At 73.9% G+C, this 19685-nt stretch carries 19 protein-coding genes and 1 pseudogene; 6 read left to right on the forward strand and 14 right to left on the reverse strand.

What is annotated here, in order from left to right:
* Window positions 1–335: 335 nt before the first annotated feature.
* A pseudogene (locus tag ABD954_RS33705) lies at window positions 336–428 on the forward strand (IS5/IS1182 family transposase); the annotation flags it as partial.
* Between the two features lie 47 nt (window positions 429–475).
* Here ABD954_RS33705 and ABD954_RS30650 read toward each other — a convergent pair.
* From ABD954_RS30650 to ABD954_RS30660, 3 genes are all read right to left on the reverse strand, one after another.
* Complete coding sequence (locus tag ABD954_RS30650; protein WP_345490965.1) at window positions 476–916, reverse strand: DUF5959 family protein; 441 nt, start codon at window positions 914–916, stop codon at window positions 476–478.
* A gap of 173 nt (window positions 917–1089) precedes the next feature.
* On the reverse strand, window positions 1090–1650 hold the full coding sequence (locus ABD954_RS30655; RefSeq protein ID WP_345490966.1) for an ATP-binding protein: 561 nt from the start codon (window positions 1648–1650) through the stop codon (window positions 1090–1092).
* Window positions 1651–1926: 276 nt separating this feature from the next.
* Window positions 1927–2253 (reverse strand): hypothetical protein, encoded by a 327-nt coding sequence (locus ABD954_RS30660; protein ID WP_345490967.1) that lies wholly within the window; start codon window positions 2251–2253, stop codon window positions 1927–1929.
* 196 nt (window positions 2254–2449) lie between these two features.
* Between ABD954_RS30660 and cds1 the strand changes: the two genes are divergently transcribed.
* Window positions 2450–3568 carry an L-cysteine desulfhydrase Cds1 gene (gene cds1 / locus ABD954_RS30665; RefSeq protein ID WP_345490968.1) on the forward strand — a complete coding sequence of 373 codons (1119 nt, stop codon included), beginning with the start codon at window positions 2450–2452 and terminating at the stop codon, window positions 3566–3568.
* Here cds1 and ABD954_RS30670 read toward each other — a convergent pair.
* The 3 genes from ABD954_RS30670 to ABD954_RS30680 form a co-directional block, all read right to left on the reverse strand.
* Window positions 3528–4028, reverse strand: a complete 501-nt coding sequence (locus ABD954_RS30670; protein WP_345490969.1) for an SRPBCC family protein — start codon at window positions 4026–4028, stop codon at window positions 3528–3530. The genes cds1 and ABD954_RS30670 overlap by 41 nt on opposite strands.
* An 81-nt stretch (window positions 4029–4109) precedes the next feature.
* Window positions 4110–4574, reverse strand: coding sequence for an SRPBCC family protein (locus tag ABD954_RS30675; RefSeq protein ID WP_345490970.1), 465 nt, complete (start codon window positions 4572–4574; stop codon window positions 4110–4112).
* A complete protein-coding gene (locus ABD954_RS30680) occupies window positions 4571–5470 on the reverse strand; it encodes a DeoR/GlpR family DNA-binding transcription regulator (protein WP_345490971.1) in 900 nt (299 codons plus the stop codon). Before ABD954_RS30680 ends, ABD954_RS30675 begins: the two co-directional genes overlap by 4 nt.
* 169 nt (window positions 5471–5639) lie before the next feature.
* Here ABD954_RS30680 and ABD954_RS30685 point away from each other — a divergent pair, with 169 nt between their 5' ends.
* Window positions 5640–8204 (forward strand): hypothetical protein, encoded by a 2565-nt coding sequence (locus ABD954_RS30685; RefSeq protein WP_345490972.1) that lies wholly within the window; start codon window positions 5640–5642, stop codon window positions 8202–8204.
* A 101-nt stretch (window positions 8205–8305) separates the two neighbouring features.
* Here ABD954_RS30685 and ABD954_RS30690 read toward each other — a convergent pair whose 3' ends face one another.
* From ABD954_RS30690 to ABD954_RS30720, 7 genes are all read right to left on the reverse strand, one after another.
* Window positions 8306–10714, reverse strand: coding sequence for a right-handed parallel beta-helix repeat-containing protein (locus ABD954_RS30690; protein ID WP_345490974.1), 2409 nt, complete (start codon window positions 10712–10714; stop codon window positions 8306–8308).
* A 238-nt stretch (window positions 10715–10952) separates the two neighbouring features.
* Window positions 10953–11570: an Rv1733c family protein gene (locus ABD954_RS30695; protein ID WP_345490976.1), complete on the reverse strand. Its 618-nt coding sequence runs from the start codon at window positions 11568–11570 to the stop codon at window positions 10953–10955.
* A 229-nt stretch (window positions 11571–11799) separates the two neighbouring features.
* On the reverse strand, window positions 11800–12633 hold the full coding sequence (locus ABD954_RS30700; protein ID WP_345490978.1) for an MOSC domain-containing protein: 834 nt from the start codon (window positions 12631–12633) through the stop codon (window positions 11800–11802).
* Window positions 12634–12670: 37 nt separating this feature from the next.
* On the reverse strand, window positions 12671–13195 hold the full coding sequence (locus ABD954_RS30705; protein WP_345490979.1) for a DUF6643 family protein: 525 nt from the start codon (window positions 13193–13195) through the stop codon (window positions 12671–12673).
* Window positions 13196–13495: 300 nt separating this feature from the next.
* On the reverse strand, window positions 13496–14656 hold the full coding sequence (locus tag ABD954_RS30710; RefSeq protein WP_345490981.1) for a GTP-binding protein: 1161 nt from the start codon (window positions 14654–14656) through the stop codon (window positions 13496–13498).
* A 6-nt stretch (window positions 14657–14662) separates the two neighbouring features.
* A complete protein-coding gene (gene rpmF / locus ABD954_RS30715; RefSeq protein WP_345490983.1) occupies window positions 14663–14833 on the reverse strand; it encodes a 50S ribosomal protein L32 in 171 nt (56 codons plus the stop codon).
* 92 nt (window positions 14834–14925) lie between these two features.
* Window positions 14926–15972 (reverse strand): endonuclease/exonuclease/phosphatase family protein, encoded by a 1047-nt coding sequence (locus ABD954_RS30720; RefSeq protein WP_382745935.1) that lies wholly within the window; start codon window positions 15970–15972, stop codon window positions 14926–14928.
* A 172-nt stretch (window positions 15973–16144) separates the two neighbouring features.
* On the opposite strand from ABD954_RS30720, the gene ABD954_RS30725 reads away from it, so the two are divergent.
* A complete protein-coding gene (locus ABD954_RS30725; protein WP_345490987.1) occupies window positions 16145–16714 on the forward strand; it encodes an EF-hand domain-containing protein in 570 nt (189 codons plus the stop codon).
* Window positions 16715–16754: 40 nt separating this feature from the next.
* On the opposite strand, the gene ABD954_RS30730 is transcribed toward ABD954_RS30725, so the two are convergent.
* A complete protein-coding gene (locus tag ABD954_RS30730; RefSeq protein ID WP_345490989.1) occupies window positions 16755–17993 on the reverse strand; it encodes a glycosyltransferase in 1239 nt (412 codons plus the stop codon).
* A gap of 58 nt (window positions 17994–18051) precedes the next feature.
* Between ABD954_RS30730 and ABD954_RS30735 the strand changes: the two genes are divergently transcribed.
* On the forward strand, window positions 18052–18837 hold the full coding sequence (locus ABD954_RS30735) for a glutamate racemase (RefSeq protein WP_345490991.1): 786 nt from the start codon (window positions 18052–18054) through the stop codon (window positions 18835–18837).
* A gap of 60 nt (window positions 18838–18897) precedes the next feature.
* The gene (locus tag ABD954_RS30740) at window positions 18898–19470 is read left to right on the forward strand and encodes a hypothetical protein (protein ID WP_345490993.1); all 573 of its coding nucleotides are present in this window, start codon (window positions 18898–18900) and stop codon (window positions 19468–19470) included.
* Window positions 19471–19685 lie beyond the last annotated feature (215 nt).

The raw sequence follows: 19685 nt of genomic DNA on the forward strand, positions 1-19685 counted from the left end.
TCCGGCACGGCCACTGACAGTCGGAAGGACCCATCGCCGCACACCGGGGTCGTCGCGGTGCGGGGCGCACGACGAAGCCCTCTTCCGGAGCACGGCGTGGTCCCGGCCTTCGTCGGCTCCTGGGCGTGTCCGTCAGGTGGACGGTCGTTGCTCCGTTCGTGGTGCGTAGCCGCGTAGCCTCGAACTGACGGATGAGTCGTGGGACGGGCCGTGGAAGACGGTCCACGAACGTTTCCGGCAAGGGTCCGCCGACGGCACCTGGGGATCGGCTGCCGGACCGCATCCAGCAGCACTCCGACGCCGCCGGGCAGGCGGACTGACCGGCCGTCTGCGCCGACTCGACCACGGTCCGGGCACATCAGCACGCGGCCGGGGCCCGAAAAAAGGGGCCCTGGGGGGCCTTCTCCGGCGCCGGGGATCGCCGCGGCGATCGCGGAGCGGATCGACACACCCAGCGGGCCCGGCCCTATTGAGGTCACTCGCTCGGAACGAGAAGCGTCTGCACGGCCCGGAGCCGTTGACGCGCCTCTGCGATCCACCCCTCGTCCATGTCGAGCGGGACCCTCACTGAGATCCGCGTCTGCGGCTGGTCATGGACTTCCACCACATAGGGGTCGTCAGCGATGAAGCGCAGATAACCGTCATTGCCTGCGGGGGGCCAGTCGACGCTGAGTAGGTCCCCTCCGGCAGCTCGGAGCTCGTCGGCCTCGATGAGGTCCAGGGCTCCGGTCCAATGATCCAGGTCCTCAAGCGTCACCAGGATCCGAAGCTGAGCGTTCACGAAGTCGCTGGTGACGACGATGTCGGCAGCGTAGTAGTCCGGACCCCACGCCGGCATACGATCGGCAAGCCTGACGCTGACGACCTGGTCTCCATCGGCCAGGAGGATCAGTTCGAGAGCAGTCGCTTCATCCACTGGCCGAGTGTCCCAGAGCCTTCCACGCACCCGTCGGTCGCCTCATTCAGAGACAGTGCCTGGCCCTCTGGACCAGCCCGACGGCCGCGCCACCTCGAACGGCGGTGACGCCGCGCCCGCGCCGGCCGGGCACCGCCTCGTACCGCGCCGGTCAGAGCGGCAGCGCGTCTGCCTCAGCGCGTGAGCGCCGAGCGGGCCACCGCCGGCGCGCGCAGGGGCTCGTCCGGGACGCCGAAGGGAATCGTCTCCAGCGGGCGCTCGGTGAAGGGGCCCGTGGTGGTGGCGCCGTAGACGGCGAGCTCGCGCGGGGGCGGGGCGACGGAGGAGGCCGGGGCCTGGAGGGTGAACCAGACGACCTTGCCCGAGTCGCCGTGCGGGCGGGCTCCCCAGCTCTCGCTCATCGCCTGGATGATGGTGAGGCCGCGTCCCGAGGTGGCGAACTCCTCGCTTTCCCCGTGCGGTTCGCACAGGTCCGGAAGTCGCGGGTCGTTGTCCCGGACGGAGACGGTCAGCCGGTCGAGCAGCAGCTCGACCTCCACCGTGCACGTCTTGTCGGGCTGGGCGTGGCGGTGCACATTCGTCAGGAGCTCGGTGACACCGAGCGTGGCATGGTCGATCAACGCCTCGACCTGCCAGTGACGCAAGTGCGCCGAAACGATTCTGCGGACCTGTCCGATCCGCGACGGCAGGGCCTGGAGCTCCACCGTGCAGTACCTGCTGGGCTCACTGATCACGGCTGCGACTCCCCGAAGTAGGTCCGGAAGACGGAGGTTCGGATCTGTCATACGGTGTGGCAGGGCGGCGGGCTGCGATCACAGCGTCACCGCCGGTCAACCCTCGGTGAGGTGGTTCCAGCGTGAACCAGTCGTGACCGCCCCGCAACTCGCGGCGACCCGCCGCAGGTCAGCGGAGTGTCGCGGACGGGAACGCCCGCGCCGCAGCCGTCGGCCGTGGCGCGTGGTGCCGCACCGCTGGCGGATCCGGTGCCCGGGACGACGTCCGGGCCGGAATCAGTGCCCGTCGGTCGCCTTCTGGAGCGCTTCGAGGAGCCGGCCGGAGCCCGAGATCCGATAGCGCGTGCCGTTCACCGTCGCCACCGCCTCGTCCGGCTTCGCGAACCACGGCCGGCCCGCCCGGACCGCCCCCAGCGGGGCGCTGTCGATCTCACTGCCGTAACTCGTCAGCAGCGACAGCCGACCGTCCTCGATGCGGACCTCGCCCGCCCTGGTCAGCGACCGGGGCCAGCGGTCGATCCGTACCCCCGTCGCCATGAAGTCGGGCTCGGGAACGGGTTCCGGCACGGTCTCTGGCAACGGCTCCGACATGGCCTCCGACATGGACTCCGCCCCCTTCGCGCAGACTGCCTCTCCCCAGTGTGCCGGGCGCCCGCCCCCGGCACCAGAAGGGCCGGGTGCAAGGCACTCCTATGGACCCTCAAAGAGAACGTTTGCCCAGGTGAGAGGGGTATCGTCGGTCAGTGGGAACCCCGGCGGCGGGCCACCCCGTGGCCACCATGAGAAGAGGCACGCACGCATGACCACCATCGACAGCCCCATGGCCACCGTCGACGTCGACCGCAGCGACCCCGCCTACCGGGCCTGGCTCAAGGAGGCCGTCCGCAAGGTCCAGGCCGACGCCAACCGCTCGGCCGACACCCACCTGCTGCGCTTCCCGCTCCCCGAGAGCTGGGGGATCGACCTCTACCTCAAGGACGAGTCGACCCACCCCACCGGCAGCCTCAAGCACCGGCTCGCCCGCTCGCTCTTCCTCTACGGCCTGTGCAACGGCTGGATCCGGCCCGGCGCGCCCGTCATCGAGGCGTCCAGCGGCTCGACCGCGGTCTCCGAGGCGTACTTCGCCAAGCTGATCGGCGTCCCCTTCATCGCCGTCATGCCCCGCACCACCAGCCCGGAGAAGTGCCGGCTCATCCAGTTCCACGGCGGCCAGTGCCACTTCGTCGACGACTCGCGCACCATGTACGAGGAGGCCGCCGCGCTCGCCCGGCGCACCGGGGGCCACTACATGGACCAGTTCACCTACGCCGAGCGGGCCACCGACTGGCGCGGCAACAACAACATCGCCGAGTCGATGTACCAGCAGCTGAAGCTGGAGCGCTACCCGGAGCCCGCCTGGATCGTGGCCACGGCCGGCACCGGCGGCACCTCGGCGACCATCGCCCGCTACGTGCACTACATGCAGCACGACACCCGTATCTGCGTCGCCGACCCGGAGAACTCCTGCTTCTTCGACGGCTGGACGCACGACGACCCGCACGCCACCTCCGACCGCGGCTCCCGCATCGAGGGCATCGGCCGGCCCCGGATGGAGCCGAGCTTCGTCCCCGGCGCCATCGACCGCATGATGAAGGTGCCCGACGCGGCGAGCATGGCCGCCGTCCGCGCCCTGGAGACCGCGATCGGCCGCAAGGCCGGCGGATCCACCGGCACCGGACTGTGGAGCGCGCTGAAGATCGTCGCCGAGATGGTCGCCGAAGGCCGCACCGGAAGCGTCGTCACCCTGATCTGCGACCCGGGCGAGCGCTACCTCGACAAGTACTACTCGGACGACTGGCTGGCCTCCCAGGGCCTCGACATCGAGCCCTACACCGCCGCTATCGACCGGTTCCTGGCGACGGGTGTCTGGCCGGAGTGAGCCGCCGGTCCAGGCGGCGGACCGCGTCGCGGAAGGACAGGCCCATCCCGGGCCGCGCCAGCCGCAGCCCCACGGCGAAGGAGCGGCTGCCGTCGGCCGCCATCGTCCACCGCACCCGGGTGCCGCCCGCGGCGGGGGAGAGGGACCACTCCTCGAGCAGGGCCGTGACGCCCGGCGCGTTGGTCGCGTCGACCCGGTAGGCGTAGCGCGCCTCCGGGTCGGCCGCCATGACCGTCTCCTCGAAGAAGACCCCGCCGCGGAGCCGGATCGTCCGCCCCGCGCCCTCGCCCCGCGAGACGGCGGACCTGACCGCCGAGAACCAGGCGGGCCAGCTGCCCACCTCCACCGCGAGCGAGCGGTAGACGGCGGCGGGCGGGGCGGCCACCTCCACTGTGAACGTCAGGCGGACGGGAGCGGACGCGAGGAAGTCGAGCTCCACCGGCCTCAGTCGGCGTGCCATGGACCGTACCTCCGTGAGGACTCGGGGGACTCCGTGGGGACTCGGGGGATCCGTGGGGACGGGCTGAGCGAAGCGCACACCCTAGCCGACGGCCGTGTCCTTGCCCAGGAGTCCGTCGAGCGCGCGGCCGAACAACAACCGTCCCGCCGCAGCCAGTACGGGGTCGAAGACGGCCGGCACACCGCGAAGCCGTAGCTCCTCCACCCACACCACGCGGCTCCGGGAGCCGGCCCCGCCGGCCTCTTCGCCCGTCACCTCGAAGACGGCCGAACCGCGCACCGCCCGCCCCCGCTTCACCAGCCGGCACACACCCGGCCGGCCCGCCGCGGGCGGATCGAAGCGCACCACCTCCATCGGGTCGTCGAAGGCGAGCCGGCCGAGGCCCGTCCGCGCCGTGAAGAGCGTCCCCACCGCGTTCGGCCCGTCCGTGAGCACGGTGGTCCGGGTGAACGGGATGCGCGCGCCGTGCGCCGGCCAGTCCGTGATCCGCCGCCACACCTCGGCGGGCGGCAGCGGCACCGTCCGCTCGATCCGGAACCGGCTCATTGCGCCCCCGCCTCCCACGCCCCCCGTGCCCCGGCGCCACCGCCCGGCTCCTCCGGGCTCTCCTCGCCCTCGGCCGGTTCCTCGCCCGCCACCACCAGGCCCGGCAAGTGCTCCGCCATCTCCTCGCGCACCCGTGGCGACAGGCCGGCGTCCGTCACCAGCGCGTCCACCTCCTCCAGCTTCGCGAACGAACTCAGGCCCACCGTCCCCCACTTGGTGTGGTCCGCGACCACCACCACCCGGCGGGCCGAACGCACGAGCCGCCGGTTGGTCTCGGCCTCCGCCAGGTTCGGCGTCGACAACCCGGCCTCCACCGAGACGCCGTGCACGCCGAGGAACAGCGCGTCGAAGTGCAGCGAGCGGATCGCCTGATCGGCCACCGGGCCCACCAGCGCGTCCGACGGGGTCCGCACGCCGCCCGTGAGCACCACCGTCGCCGCCCCCGGCCGGGCCTCGCCGCCGGCGCCCGCGTACTGCGCCTCGTAGAAGACGTCCGCGACCCGCACCGAGTTCGTCACCACCGTCAGGTCCGGCACGTCCAGCAGGTGCCGGGCCAGCGCGTACGTCGTCGTGCCACCCGAAAGGGCGATGGCCGTCCCCGGCCGGACCATCGCGGCGGCCGCCCGGGCGATCTCCTCCTTGGCGCCCAGCGCCAGCGCCGACTTCGCCTCGAAGCCCGGCTCGTGCGTGCTCGGCTCGGCGACCGGCACCGCACCGCCGTGCACCTTGGCCACGACGCCCTGCCGCGCGAGCGCGTCCAGGTCCCGGCGCACCGTCATGTCGGAAACCTTGAGACGGCGCGTCAGCTCGTTGACCCGTACACCACCGCGCCGGCGCACCTCGTCGAGAATCAGGGCGCGCCGCTGTTCCGCGAGGAGGTTCTGATTGTCACTCACCGCCGGGGCCGGTCCTTTCCGAAGGGGAACTGGGGAACTGAGGAACTGGAGGAAGGGGTAAAGGCGTAGAGGGACGTCGGATTCGGTGAGGGCCGTGCCGTGCGGCGCGGCCGTCCGCGATCCTGGTGCCCGCCGTCGCATCCTCCCACCCAGAGAGCGAGTCCCCGAAGTGTCCCCTGCCACACCCGACCCGCCCAGCGGGGGTGCGGCGCTCGAACTGCTCGTCCACGGCGTAGGCGGAGCCACCGCGGCCGACATGCTGGACGACCCGCGCACGGTACGGGTCACCGGCGACCGGACCGCCGCGGTGCACCGCCGCAGGGACGACGTCGACGCCGAGGCCCACCCCGAGCGGTACGCCGGCCGGCCGGTCCCCGAGGCGTACTGCTGGTCCAACCTGACCTCCGGCAACGGCACCCGCGCCCTGTGGCTGCTGCTCCTGCCCTTCATGGTCGCCAACCTCGCCCACTGGATGCGCCCGCCCACCGAGGGCCGCGCCGGTCTCGTACGGCTCTACGGCGTCCTCGTCCGGCTCGTCGCGCTCAGCCTCACCGTCCTGCTCACCGCGGCGGCCTGCGAGGTCGCGCTCGACCTGACGGCCTGGCAGTGCGCGGGCTCCGGGCCCTGCGCCGGACAGCGGTCCTGGCTCGGGTTCCTGTCCGCCGAACGCGCCGGCTGGTGGTCGCAGCCCGGCCGCCGCCTCGCACTCGCCGCCCTGGTCCCCACCGCCCTCGTCGGACTCCTCTGGTACCTGTCGAACCGCACCTGGAGCGCCTACGAGGCCCAGCGCCCGCCCACCGGTGCCGAGACGGACCCGGCGGCGCCCGGCACCGCGACCGAGGACGCCGGGTCGGCCGGCACGGAGGTGACCGGCTCCGCGACCTCCGACACCGAGGCCGCCGACACCGAGGCCGCCGACATCGCGACCTCCGGCACCGCGACCTCAGACATCGCGACCTCCGACACCGAGGCCGCCGACAGCGGGACACCCACCGAGCTGAGGCCCGCGCTCGGCAGGCCCGGCTTCTGGTACGGGCGCCGGCTCGTCGCCCGGCTGCGCGCCGCGCACACCGCCGCCGGGTTCCTCACGGTCGCCGCCGCCCTCGCCCGGGCGACCGCCGGACACGACCAGCGGGCCCTCGCGGGGTCGGCGCGCGAGACCATCGGCTGGACCGTCCAGGGCGGCATCGGGGTGCTCGCCGTCGTCGTCCTCTGGGTGATCTGCCGCCGCGGCCGCAGCGAGCACCGGCTGGACCTCAGGATCGAACGCGCCCTCGTCTCCTGGCTGCCCGCCACCGCCCTGCTGCTGCTCGCGCTCACCGCCGTCCACACCGCCTGGGCCCGCCCCGGCTGGCGCTCCGCGGACACCCTGCCGGGCGACACCGTCTTCGGCCTCCTCACCCTCGCCCAGGGCGGCCTGGTCGTCGCGCTCGGCGTGGTCGCCCTGCTCCTGCACCGCCCGCGCCGCCACTCCCGCACCGTCCTGTACGGGCTCGGAGGCCCCGCCGTCGCCATGCTGGCCTGCGCCCTCGGCGGCGTCATGTCCGGCGGCGTCGCCCAGCGGGTCGCGGACTGGCTCGACGGCCCCGGGACCCCCGGCACCGGCGACGGACTCATCATCGGACCGCCCGTGCTGCTCAGCTGGCAGGCTTCCGTGATCCCGGTCCTCCTCCTGCTCCTCCTCCTGCCGAGCGCCCTGCTCCTCGCCCGCACCGTCCTCCGCGCGCGCCGTCTGCGACCGGTCGTCGACGCCGACTACGGCACCGAGGACCCCGACCGGTTGCGCACCGCCCAGATCGCGGCGAGCCGGGCCCGCGCCGGGCTCACCGACGCGGCACCCGTCCTCGTCGGCGTCGTCTCCGGCGCCACCCTGCTCCTCGGCGCCGCCTCCGTCGCCGGCGCCTGGGCCAGCGACAACGTCCCCGGGCGTGCCTTCGACGGCGCCCACCCGGCGATCGCCTCGGCCGCCACCGCCGCCCAGGCCCTCGGCTCGTGGATGATCGGCTTCGGCTTCCTGCTCTTCGTCACCTGGGGCCGCCGCGCGTACAAGGACGCCTCCGCGCGCCGCACCATCGGCATCCTGTGGGACGTCGGCACCTTCTGGCCGCGCGCCGCCCACCCCTTCGCCCCGCCCTGCTACGCCGAGCGGGCCGTGCCCGACCTCACCTGGCGGATGAGCTCCTGGACCCGCGAGACCGGCGGGCGCCTGGTCATCTCCGGCCACTCCCAGGGCAGCGTCCTCGCCGCCGCGGCGGTCTGGCAGCTGCCGCCCGTCACCCGGGGCCGGGTCGCGCTGCTCACGTACGGCTCGCCGCTCGAACGCCTCTACGGGCGCTGGTTCCCCGCCTACTTCGGCCCCGCCTCGCTGCGCGACCTGCACCGGACCGTGCACTGCTGGAGCAACCTGTACCGCTCCACCGACCCCATCGGCGGCCCCGTACGGGTTCCGGCCGAGGGCGCCCGCCCGGCCGTCGACCGGGACGAGCTCCTCGACCCCGTCGCGTACGGCCGCACCCGGCAGCACCCGCTGCCCGAACCGATCCTGGGCCACTCCGACTACCAGGCCGACCCGGCCTTCGCCGAAGCCCGCTCGGCACTCCTCGACCGGCTCCCGCCCGCCCTGCCGCTGCAGCGCGACGACGAGCCGCGGCTCCCGGACATACCGCGCCAGGAGACCCCGCACCAGGAAATCGCGTTCGGGGAAGCCCCGTTCCGGGAAGCCCCGCTTCAGTAGGCGTCGCTCCGGGAGACCTGCTTCAGACCCCGCTTCAGGCCCCGCTTCAGACCCCGCTTCGAGAACCCCGTTCCGGCGGGCGCCCTTCGGCGAGGCCCGTTTCAGGGCAGCTCGGGCAGGTCCTCCGGATGGAGCAGGGTCAGGTCGTCCGTGCTCGGCTCGGCGAGCGCGGCGACCCGGCCCGCGTGCCGCTCCACCATCGACTCGAACGTCTGCCGCGCGGTGCGCCCGTTGCCGAACGTGGGGCCCTTCGGCAGCTCCGTGAAGTACTTCACCAGCGCCTCGGCGGTGCCGGGAGCCAGCCGGTACTCGTGCTCCTCGGCCTGCTGTTCCACGATCCGCAACAGCTCCTCCGGCACGTAGTCCGAGAAGGAGATGGTCCGGGAGAAGCGGGACGCCACACCCGGGTTGACGGTCAGGAAGCGCTCCATCTCCGCCGTGTAGCCGGCCGCGATCACCACGACCGCGTCCCGGTGGTCCTCCATCAGCTTCACGAGCGTGTCGATGGCCTCCCGGCCGAAGTCCCGCCCGGAGTCCTCCGGGGACAGCGCGTACGCCTCGTCCACGAACAGCACGCCGCCGCGCGCCCGGTCGAAGGCCTCCTGGGTGCGGAGGGCCGTCGAGCCGATGTGCTCACCGACCAGGTCGACCCGGGACACCTCCACCAGATGGCCGCGCTCCAGCACGCCGAGGGACGCGAGGATCTCCCCGTACAGCCGGGCCACCGTCGTTTTGCCGGTCCCCGGGTTGCCGGTGAAGACCAGATGGCGCCGGGCGGACACGGCCTTGAGCCCGGCCTCCTGACGCCGACGGCCCACCTCGATCATGTTGGTGAGCGTGCGCACCTCGTGCTTGACGCTCTCCAGGCCCACCAGCGCGTCCAGTTCGCCGAGCACCTCCTGCGAGGAGCGTGCGGCCGGCGGCTCGGGCACCGGGACCGGCGCCGCCGCGGCCGGCGTCACGGCGGGGGAGCGGGGCACGGGGACGGCGCCGAGCAGCCCGCCCGGCTGCGTGGCCGTCAGCACCGAGCTCTGCGGACCCGGGACCCGCACCTGGCTCTCGTCGCTGGTGCAGTCCTCGGCGACCGGCCCCTCCTCGGGGAACTCGTAACCGCCGCGCGCGCACCGCTCCGTACGGCACGTGCGCAGGGTCGTCCGGCAGCCGTCCATCACGTGGAAGCCGTAGCCGCCGCTGCCCGTGACCCGGCAGCCGTGGAAGGATCCGCGGCCCTCCGCCGACACGTAGAACCCGGCCTCGGCCGGGGAGGTGACGGTGCACCGCTCGATCGTCGGGTCGGCGCCCTTGGTGACGATGACACCGGTCTGCACGGCGTCGATGGTGCAGCCGCCGAGGGTGCCGCCGCTGCCGTGGTCACGGAACCAGGCGCCGGTGGACGCCTCCCGGATCCGGCAGTCGTCCAGCTGTGCGGTCGCCCCGTCGCTCACCGACACGGCCGTGTTGCGCACCTGCCACAGATCGCTGTCGACGACGTCGGCGCGCGAGCCGCGGTCGAGCACGAAGAGGGCGTCGGGCACGTCGTGCACCCGGCAGGAGTCCAGCACGGCGGTCGCCCCGTCGCTCACCCAGACGGCCGGGTAGTCGCCGGTGCTGTCGTGGATCTCGCACTGGTTGGCGTCCACCCTGGTCCCCGGGTCCCACACGGACAGACCGTTGCGTCCGAACCGCCGGACCGTCGAACGGGTCAGCGTGAGCACCGACCGGGAGCGCAGGTCGACGGCGTTCTCGGGGATGTCGTGGATGTCGCAGTCGGAGAGCGTGAGCACCGCGTCCGTGTCGAGCGTGATGCCGTCGGCCGAGGTGCGGTGGACGGTGGAGTCGCTGAGGTGGGCGGTGGCCCGCGCGGCGATCTGCAGACCGGAGCCCTTGATCTCGTACACCTCGCAGCCGATGCCCTCCAGACCGCTGCCCTCGCCGTTGACGGTGATCCCGGCGCCGGAGGCGTGGTGCACCCGGCAGCGCTCCAGACGCGGGTGCGCCCCGCCGCGCACCGAGATCCCGGACTGGCCGGCGGCCACGACCTCGCACTCCTCGAACACCCCGCCCGCCCCGTCGAGTACGGCGATCCCGACTCCGGCCGGGTTGTCGACCGTGCAGCGGCGGACGGTGGGCCGTGCCGCGCCGCGCACCTCCAGGCCGGCGGCCGAGCGGGTCACGATCCGCACGTCGAGCAGTTCGGGCGTGCCGTCCTCGACGAGGAGCGCGGGAGCCGCCGCGTCCTGCCCCTCGATGTGCAGGTCCTGCAGGGTCGCCGAGGCCCGTACCGTCAGCGGCACGCCGTCGGCGGGCGCGATCCGCACCGGGCCGTCGCCGCCCCGCAGGGTGATGGCCCGCTGGACGACGAGGTTCTCCCGGTAGGTGCCGGGGGCCACGGTGAGGACGTCTCCGTCGCCCGCGGCCTCCAGGGCGGCGGCGAGGGAGGCGTACTCGCCCGTGCGGCGCCGCCACCGCGACGTGCCGGTGTGCGTCACCTGGACCGTGCCCTGTGCCATGGGTGTGCTCTGCCCCCGCCTCGTGCGTCGACGCTGAAACCCGGATCCAGGAAGTGGATCCAACATCCTGGATATCGGATCCGATCCGCTGAACCGCGGTCCCGGATCCCGGATCCCGTATCCCGTATCCCGGATCCACAGATCCGCGACCTTGGATCCTGGATCCTGGATCCGATGCCCCACCGTAGCGCGCGCGGCGCCGCCGGATTGACGGATCCGCAGCCCTTCCGTCACGCCCTCAGCTGCCCGTGCCCGTACGACCCCAGTCCGGACCGACCTGCGCCCAGGCGCGGTCGAGCCGCGCGTACCGCCGCCGCGCCAGCCGGTGGACGACCGCCCGCCTGGCGGACTCGACCAGGAATCCGGAGAACAGGGCCACGGTGATCCCGGCGATCAGCGCATGGGCCCGGGCCGTCTCCGGGCGCATCGGCGGCGCCACGGCCCGCCCGGCCCGGTCCGTCCACAGCGGGAAGCGGTCGCCGGGGTCGGCGAGCTCCCGCCGGGTGGTGACGGTGCCGGTCCGCGGGGTGCCGTCGGGGGCGGTCCAGGTGGCCACGACGGCGGGCCTCAGCCGCCGCTCCCCGGCGGTCTCGACGGCCCGCTGCCCGGCCGGCCCGGCCTCGCCGGTGTCGGCGGCCCGCACCACCCGGGCGACGGTCGCGACGCGTTCCCGCTCCTGGGCGTGCACGGAGCGCTGCAGCGAGGCGTTCGCCCAGGTGCCCGCGGCCCAGCCGGCCGACGGCACGGCCAGACACAGCAGCAGGACGGCCGCGAGAGCCACCCACGCCTCGATCAGGTCGGTGGTCCGGCACAAGGGGTTGTGCCGCCAGCGCCAGAGTCCGATGGCCGCGCGCACGCTCCGCACCCCCTCGTCTCGCCGACGGTAAGCCGGGAGCCGTCGACGGTTTCCGCTCTCCCAACGAGTGTGCCCCCGGGGTGGTTTCCTCGCCTGTCGGAGAGAATCGGCGGACACGAGGCCGACGGAAGGGTCGCCGGAACGGCCACGGAAGGGGCGCCGGAGCAGCCACGGAACGGCCACGGAAGGGGCACCGGGACACCGGAAGGCGGCGAGGCGCGCGCCGTCGTCAGTCGAGGATCTTCACCGGGTCGCCGACCCGGATGACGCCGGGGTGTTCGGGCACCAGGTTCTGGCCGAAGATCAGCCGGCTGCCGTCCTTGCGGTGCCGGGCCAGGGTGCGCAGCGGCTCCTTGCCGCGTTCGCCCGTCAGCTGGTCGGTGGTGGTGACCACGCACCGGCCGGAGGACTTGGCCACCCGGAACGCGACGTCGCCGATGGACAGCCGCCGCCAGTCGTCCTCGGCCCAGGGTGCGGTGCCGTCGACGACGACGTTGGGCCGGAAGCGGTTCATCGGCAGCGGACCCTCGTCGGCGTGGTCGCCTTGGGCGATCAGGGAGTTGAGGGCGTCGAGGGAGGACGTGGTGGTGAGGAGCAGCGGGTAGCCGTCGGCGAAGCTGACGGTCTCGCCGGGCAGCGCGTACGCGGGGTCGACGGGCCTGCGCCGGGCCGGGTCGTCCATGTGGACGAGCCGCACCTCGCTGTCCAGGTAGCCGCTGAACCACGCGTCGGCGGCGGGACCGGCCGGGACGGCCTCCACCCTCGTGCCGAAGACGTCCACCGCGATCGTGCCGTCCGCGCCGGAAGGGCGCGGCACCTCGACGGCGAGCGGCTCGCGGCCGGGCCCGGTCAGCATGACCCCGCCGCCCGGAAGGAGCGCGGCCGAGGCCAACGCCAGCCGTGCGTGCTGGCGTTGGGTCACGACCTTGCCCTCGGTGTCCACCACGGTCCAGCGGCGGTCACCGGCCAGTCCCCATGGCTGGACCTCCGCCTCGGCGGGGGCGAACCCGCGCAGTGCCTTGACCGGGTGGACATGGACGGAGCGCAAGACAGGAATCGGCATGCCCTCATCCTGCCAGCCGCGCCGCCGCCCCCGGGGGTCAGTACCCCCGGCTCTGGTACGGCTGGTTGTACGGGTCGTCGTACGGCGCGCCCGAGGGCGCGGGGGTCGGCCGCGGGGCCGCGGGGCGCATCGCCTCGTACCCGCCGGCCATCGGGCGCGGCGGCTGCGGCGCCTGCGGGCCCGGGTAGCCGCGCGGGGCGGTGGGCTGCTGCGGGATGTACGGGGTGGGCCCGGTGTGCTGCAGCGGCAGGGGCGGCATGTGCGCGGCCGGGGCCATCTGGGGTGCGGCCTGCGGGTAGCCGTATCCGCCGCCGTGCCCGGCGTAGGCCGGGGCGGGCTGCGGGCTGGGCGCCGCCGGGAGGGCGGGCAGGGCTGCGGGCAGCGCCGGCAGGTGGCTGCCGCTTCCAGAGAAGCCGCCGGGGGTGTCGTACGCGGAGGGCACTCGGATCGGGGCGATCTGAGGCGTGCCCCGTTCTGCGACGAGGGAGTCGTAGATCGGGGTGTCGGGGAACGACGGCGCGGTGTAGTAACCGCCTCCGTAGGTGGAGCGCGGGGAGGTCATGGCCATAAGTTAAGCCCACGATGTGCTGGTTGGGGAGACCCAATCTCGGGGTCATCCGTTTTGGACAGGTTTTCTCCCGCTGACCTGCCAAAACGCGGTTCAGGAGGCCGTTGTCGGCGGGGTGTGGATTCCCGCGGGAGTGCCTCACGGCAACGAGAAGTGGACGGATGGTAATGGGCGGCCCTTTTCCGGGGATCGGCCGACCGCTCCGCCTCTTTTGAAAAGGCGTCGGGAAAAGGGGCCGGGCCGGACGGTGCCGTGGCTGCGACCACCGTCCGGCCCGGAGCGAGAGGCCGGTTCTCAGGCCGCCTGCTCGTGCTCGCAGGCGTCCGCGACGCCGTACGTCTCCCAGGCGGGGAAGTCGTCGTCGACGGGAACCGGCTCGCCGGGCGCGAGCAGGCAGGCGTCCAGGGCCGCGCGGAGGGCGTCGGCACGCAGACCGGTGCCGATGAAGACCAGCTCCTGACCCTGCGCGGTGTCCCCGTCGCGGGCGCCCGACGGTTCGAAGCGCGCGACCGCACCGGCCTGGGACCACAGACCGGTCACCCGGGGCCGGGAGGCGAGCCAGAAGAATCCCTTGGAACGCAGGACCCGCCCGAACGTCCCGCTGTCGAGGCCCTTGGTGACGAACGCCCACAGCCGTCCGGGGTGGAACGGCCGGTCGGAGCGGAACACCAGCGAGGAGATGCCGTACTCCTCCGTCTCCGGCACGTGGTCGCCGTTGAGCTCCCTGACCCAGCCCGGGGCCTGCTGCGCCTTCTCCACGTCGAACAGACCGGTGCCGAGGACGTGCTCCAGGGGGACCTGCCCGCGTACCGAGGGCACGATCCGCGCCTCCGGGTTGAGCCGGGACAGCGCGGCACGCAGCCGGCCCGCCTCCTCGGGCCCGACCAGATCGAGCTTGTTGAGCACGATGACGTCCGCGAACTCGACCTGGTCCACGAGGAGGTCGCTGACGGTCCGTTCGTCGTCCTCGTACGGGGCGAGGCCGCGTGCGGCGAGTTCGTCGCCGGCGTCGAGCTCGGCCAGGAAGTTCGCGGCGTCCACGACGGTCACCATCGTGTCCAGGCGGGCGAGGTCGCCGAGGGTGGCGCCGTCGTCCCGGGGGAAGGAGAAGGTCGCCGCGACCGGCAGGGGTTCGGAGATGCCGCTGGACTCGATGAGCAGGTGGTCGAAGCGGCCTTCTCGGGCGAGCCGGTCGACCTCCTCCAGGAGGTCGTCGCGCAGGGTGCAGCAGATGCACCCGTTGGTCATCTCGACCAGGCGTTCCTCCGTGCGGGACAGGGCCGCCCCGCCGCCGCGCACGAGCGCGGCGTCGATGTTGACCTCGCTCATGTCGTTGACGATGACCGCGACCCGCAGTCCTGCGCGGTTCCCCAGCACATGGTTGAGCAGCGTGGTCTTCCCGGCTCCGAGGAACCCGGAGAGCACGGTCACGGGCAGCCGGTCGGCGCGTGTCACGGGCGCTCAGCCCTCCGGTCGGATCAGGCCGCGCTCGTACGCCTTCACCAGCCGCTGCGGGACCTGGTGGACGACGCCGTCGACGGTGACCGCCACCAGCTGGGGCGTGGTCGCCTTCCACTGGGCGCGGCGGTGGCGGGTGTTGCTGCGGGACATCTTCCGCTTGGGAACGGCCATCGTGAGACTCCTCGGTCCGGTGCGTGACGTGGGGAGGCTATATGAAAATGGATCCCATTCCCAATCGCGTGTCCGTGGGCCCCCGGTCCCGGCTACGGCCGCCGTGCGGAGCCGGCCTCGGCCGGCTCCCGGTCCAGCGTGATCCCGGCGCTCACCGGCAGGTGGTCGCTGCCCGTCGCGGGCAGCGTGCGGATGTGGCCGACCGTCGCCGCGCGAGCCATGACCTGGTCGATGCGGGCCACCGGGAAGGAGGCGGGGAAGCTGAACGCGAAGCCCCGCTCCGGCGTGTTCAACCGCGAGGTCAGCGGAGCCAGCCCACGGTCGTCGACGGTTCCGTTGAGGTCGCCCAGCAGCAGGACCGTGCTCCGCCCCTCGGCGGCGATCGCCCTGCCCAGCAGTTCCGCGCTCTCGTCCCGCCACGAGGACGCGAGGCCGCTCGCCCCCACGCGCACGGAGGGCAGGTGCGCCACGTAGACGGCGACGTCGCCGTGCGGCGTCCGGGCCACGGCGCGCAGCCCGCGACTCCAGCCCTCCGTGATCCCCCGGGGCTTGATGTCCACCGTCCGGACATCACTCAGCGGATGCCGGGACCAGAGCCCGACCGTCCCCCGGACCGCGTGGTGCGGGTGGGTCGCCGCCAGCGTCCGCGCGTACACCGGCAGCGCCGGGGAGACGAGTTCCTCCAGCGCGATGAGATCGGGCTCGGCGCGGGCCAGTGCCCGGGCCGTGCCCGCCGGGTCGGCGTTCTCGTCGCTGACGTTGTGCTGCGTCACGACCAGGTCGGCCCGGCCGGGATCCGACCCGAGCAGCCCGGCGAAGAGAAGTGTCCAGGCCACGGCCGGCAGCGGGAGCGCCACCAGCGCGATCACCGGACGGCGCCTCAGGGCCAGGAGGAACAGCACCACGGTCACCAGACCGAGCCACGGGAGGAAGGTCTCCAGCAGACTGCCCAGACGCCCCACGGAGTTCGGCACCGCCCCGGGGAAGGCCATGAGCCCGGCCGTCAGCACCGCGAGGACGGCGAGCACCCGTCCCCTCCGCCAGGGGGGCCGGCCGCGCCGGTCCCGCTTCGTGCCCCCGCCCGCCTCGGGGCGCGCGGACCGTCGTCGCGCCCCCCGGACCGCCGCTCCGCCCACCATGGCCTCCTCCGCCCGACCTCGCCGCTCAGGACGGAACCCCCGGCGGATCGGTTCCGGACACTTCCCGTCGTCCGTACGACGAGACCGTTTCCATCCGATCACCCGCGTCGTTCCCCGGGCGGGGCGGACGCGACGTCCCGTCATGGTGTGCGGACAGCTGCGAGGAGCGGTCATGGTGGACAAGGACTTTCTGACGGCGAAGATCGAGCAGGGATTCGACCAGCTCGACGTGAACGGCAACGGCGTGCTCACCGAGGACGACCACGTGGAGATGGGCCGCCGGGTGGCGTCCTCACTGGGGCACGCCGAGGACTCCCCGGAGGCCGAGCGGATCGTCGACGCCTACACGGCCATCTGGCGCGAGGTGCATCTGCCGTTCGTCCCGGCCGGCGGCCAGGGCATCCCCAAGAGCCGCTTCGTGGCCTCGACCCTGACGCTGGCGGAGCACCCCGAGGTCGCGAGGGCGACCCTCGGCCGGCTCGCCGAGACCTACCTGAAGATCGCCGACATCGACCAGGACGGCCGGATCAGCCCGGACGAGTTCCTTGCCTTCCAGCGCGGACACTTCCCCCGGTTCGCCGAGGAGGAGGCGGCCGAGGCGTTCAGGCACCTCGACACCGACGGCGACGGGTCGCTGTCACCCGCCGAGTTCACCGAGGCGGTCGTCCAGTTCTGGTCCAGCCCGGACCCGGAAGCGCCCGGCAACTGGTGGATGGGCCGCCTCGCCCTCCCGCAGGGCTGAGCCGACCGGGACGGGCCGGCCGGTTCCTCCCGCAGGCCCCTCACCGGTCGGGCGCCGCCTCCGGGCGGGCATAGGTCCGCCCCTTCCAGGCGGCGCCCCGGCCCCGGTAGTGCTGGACGGCCGAGTCCACCGTCATCAGCAGATAGAGCAGCGCCGTGAACGGCAGCAGCGGAGCGAGCCAGGGCGGCTGACGGTAGTAGCGCAGCATCGGCAGGTACGTGCCCGCCATCACCGCCCAGGCCAGCCCCCCGGCCCACGCCGCCGGGCCGTCCCCGCCCGCGAGACCGGCCACCAGGGCCGCGGGCGGCGCCAGATAGACCAGGGCGAGGCCCGCGACCGTGCCCGCGAGCACCAGCGGACGGTGCCGCAGTTGCGCGTACGCGCTCCGCGAGACCATCCTCCACAGCTCGCCCAGTCCCCGGTACGGGCGGACGCTGTCCACCCGCTCGGCCAGCCCCAGCCACACCCGGCCCCCCGCCCGCCGCACCGCTCGGGCCAGCGACACGTCGTCGATCACCGCCTGCCGGATCACCTCCGGCACCCGGGCCCGCTCCGCCGTCTTCGCCCGCAGCAGCACGCACCCGCCCGCCGCCGCCGTCGCCAGCGGGCGCGGCCGGTTGATCCAGCGGAAGGGATACAGCTGGCAGAAGAAGTAGACGAACGCCGGCACGATCAGGCGCTCCCAGCCGCTCGCCACCCTCAGGCGCGCCATCTGCGACACCAGGTCGAGGCGGTGCCCCGTCGCGGCGGCGACCAGCAGCCGCAGGCTGTCCGGCTCGTGCGCGATGTCCGCGTCCGTCAGGAGCAGGAACTCGGGCCCGCGCGCGCGTGCCAGGGCCATCCCGTGGCGCAGGGCCCACAGCTTGCCCGTCCAGCCGGGCTCCGGCTCGCCCGGCGAGACCACCGTCAGCGGTAGCCCGCCGTACTTGGCCGCGAGCTCCCCGGCCAGCCGGCCGGTCCCGTCGGTGCTGCCGTCGTCCACGAGGATCACCTCCGCGGGGCCCGGATAGTCCTGAGCGAGCAGCGACGGCAGGCTGACCGGCAGCACCTCGGCCTCGTCGCGGGCGGGCACGACCACCACGACCCGGGGGGAGCTCCCCGCCGCACCGTCCGGGCGGCCGCGGGCGTCGTCCGGGCCGGCGGAACCGTCCGGCCGCCCGCCGGCGCCACCGGCCCGGGCGGGCAGGCGCTGGTCCGTGCGCCAGTAGAATCCCTGGCCCAGGAGCAGCCAACCCCAGGCGGCCAGCGACGCGAACGCGATCCAGGCAAGCGGGCTCATTCGCCGCAGTCTGCCCCAGATTGCCGGGGAATCAAGGGTGGTCGGCTAGGGTGACCGGGTGAAGATCGCCCTCATGGACTCCGGAATCGGCCTTCTCCCGGCAGCGGTGGCCGTCCGCCGCATGCGGCCCGACGCGGATCTGGTGCTCTCCTCCGACCCCGACGGCATGCCGTGGGGTCCGCGCACCCCCGAGGACCTCACCGAGCGTGCCCTCGCCGTCGCCCGGGCCGCCGCCGCGCACCGGCCGGACGCCCTGATCGTCGGCTGCAACACCGCGACCGTCCACGCCCTCCCGGCGCTCCGCGCCGAGCTCGAGCCCCGCATCCCCGTGATCGGCACCGTCCCCGCGATCAAGCCCGCGGCGGTCGGCGGCGGCAAGGTCGCCATCTGGGCCACCCCCGCCACCACCGGCAGCCCCTACCAGCGCGGACTCATCCGCGACTTCGCGGACGGCGCGGACGTCACCGAGGTGCCCTGCCCCGGCCTCGCCGACGCCGTCGAGCACGCCGACACCGAGGCCGTGCGCCGGGCCGTCGCCGCCGCGGCCGCGCTGACGCCCCCGGACGTACGCGCCGTCGTCCTCGGCTGCACCCACTACGAGCTCGTTGCCGGACTCATCCGGTCGGCCCTGCACCGCACCGACGGGCCGCCGGTCGTTTTGCACGGCTCCGCCGGGGCAGTCGCCGCACAGGCGTTCCGGCGGATCGGCGCCGAGACCGACCCCGCGGCGGCCCCGACGGGCGCCCTGACCGTGCTCCTGAGCGGCCGCGAGGGCGAGCTCCCGCACGCCGCGCTCGGCTACGCCGAAGGGCGCCTGCTGACGGCGGCGGCCGCCGCGCACTGAACGTCACCGGCCCGCTCCTCTCGGAGAGCCGTCGCCACCGAACGTGCGTAGGCTGCCACCATGAGGGACCAATCCCAGAACCAGGGTCCCGAGGGACCCGCATCCCCGGTCTGGACCGGTCGCGCGACCAACCGGATGCAATGGCTGCCGGCCATCGGCGGGCTCGCCTGCATGGCGCTCGGCGTCACGCTCGCCGTCGCCTCCCCCTGGACCTCCGGCATCGCCCCGCTCCTGATGGCCGTGATCGGCTGCGTCGCCGCCGGCCTCCTGGTGCTCTTCGGCACGCTCGCCTTCGTCCACGTCGCCGTGCGCGTCGACCACCGCGCCATGGAGGTGCGCTGCGGCCACATCGGCGTCCCCCGCCGCCGCATCCCGCTCTCCCACGTCGTCGGCGCCGACTTCGCCCCCTTCGTCACCCCCCGCCAGTGGGGCGGCTGGGGCTACCGCTGGCGCCCGGAGATGGGCACGGCGGTCGTCGTCCGCCGCGGAGAGGGCGTCGTCCTGCGCCTCGGTGACGGCCGCACCTTCACGGTGACCGTCGACGACGCCGAGTCCGCCGTCCACGCCATCCGCACCCTCCTCCTCCACCGCACGCCACCGGCGACGCCGACGGGGTCGCCGGGCGGGCTGTGAGCGACGGACCGGGGCGGCTCGCCGAGGTCCGCCCTGCCGGGGCGTTCCGCACCCGTGCCCGGACCCGGACCCCGAGCAGGGGGAACGTACGGGTCGCACCCGCGGGCAGCCCGTCCGCGCCGCCCGCGGCCGTGCGAAGGCCGCGGCCGGAGCCGGTCGGGGCGGCGCCCCGATGGCCCGGCCCGTACTGCTGCGCCGTCCCCCGCGCGCCGTAG

Source organism: Streptomyces roseoviridis (genome assembly GCF_039535235.1).
In the GTDB taxonomy this organism is placed as follows: Bacteria; Actinomycetota; Actinomycetes; order Streptomycetales; family Streptomycetaceae; genus Streptomyces; species Streptomyces roseoviridis.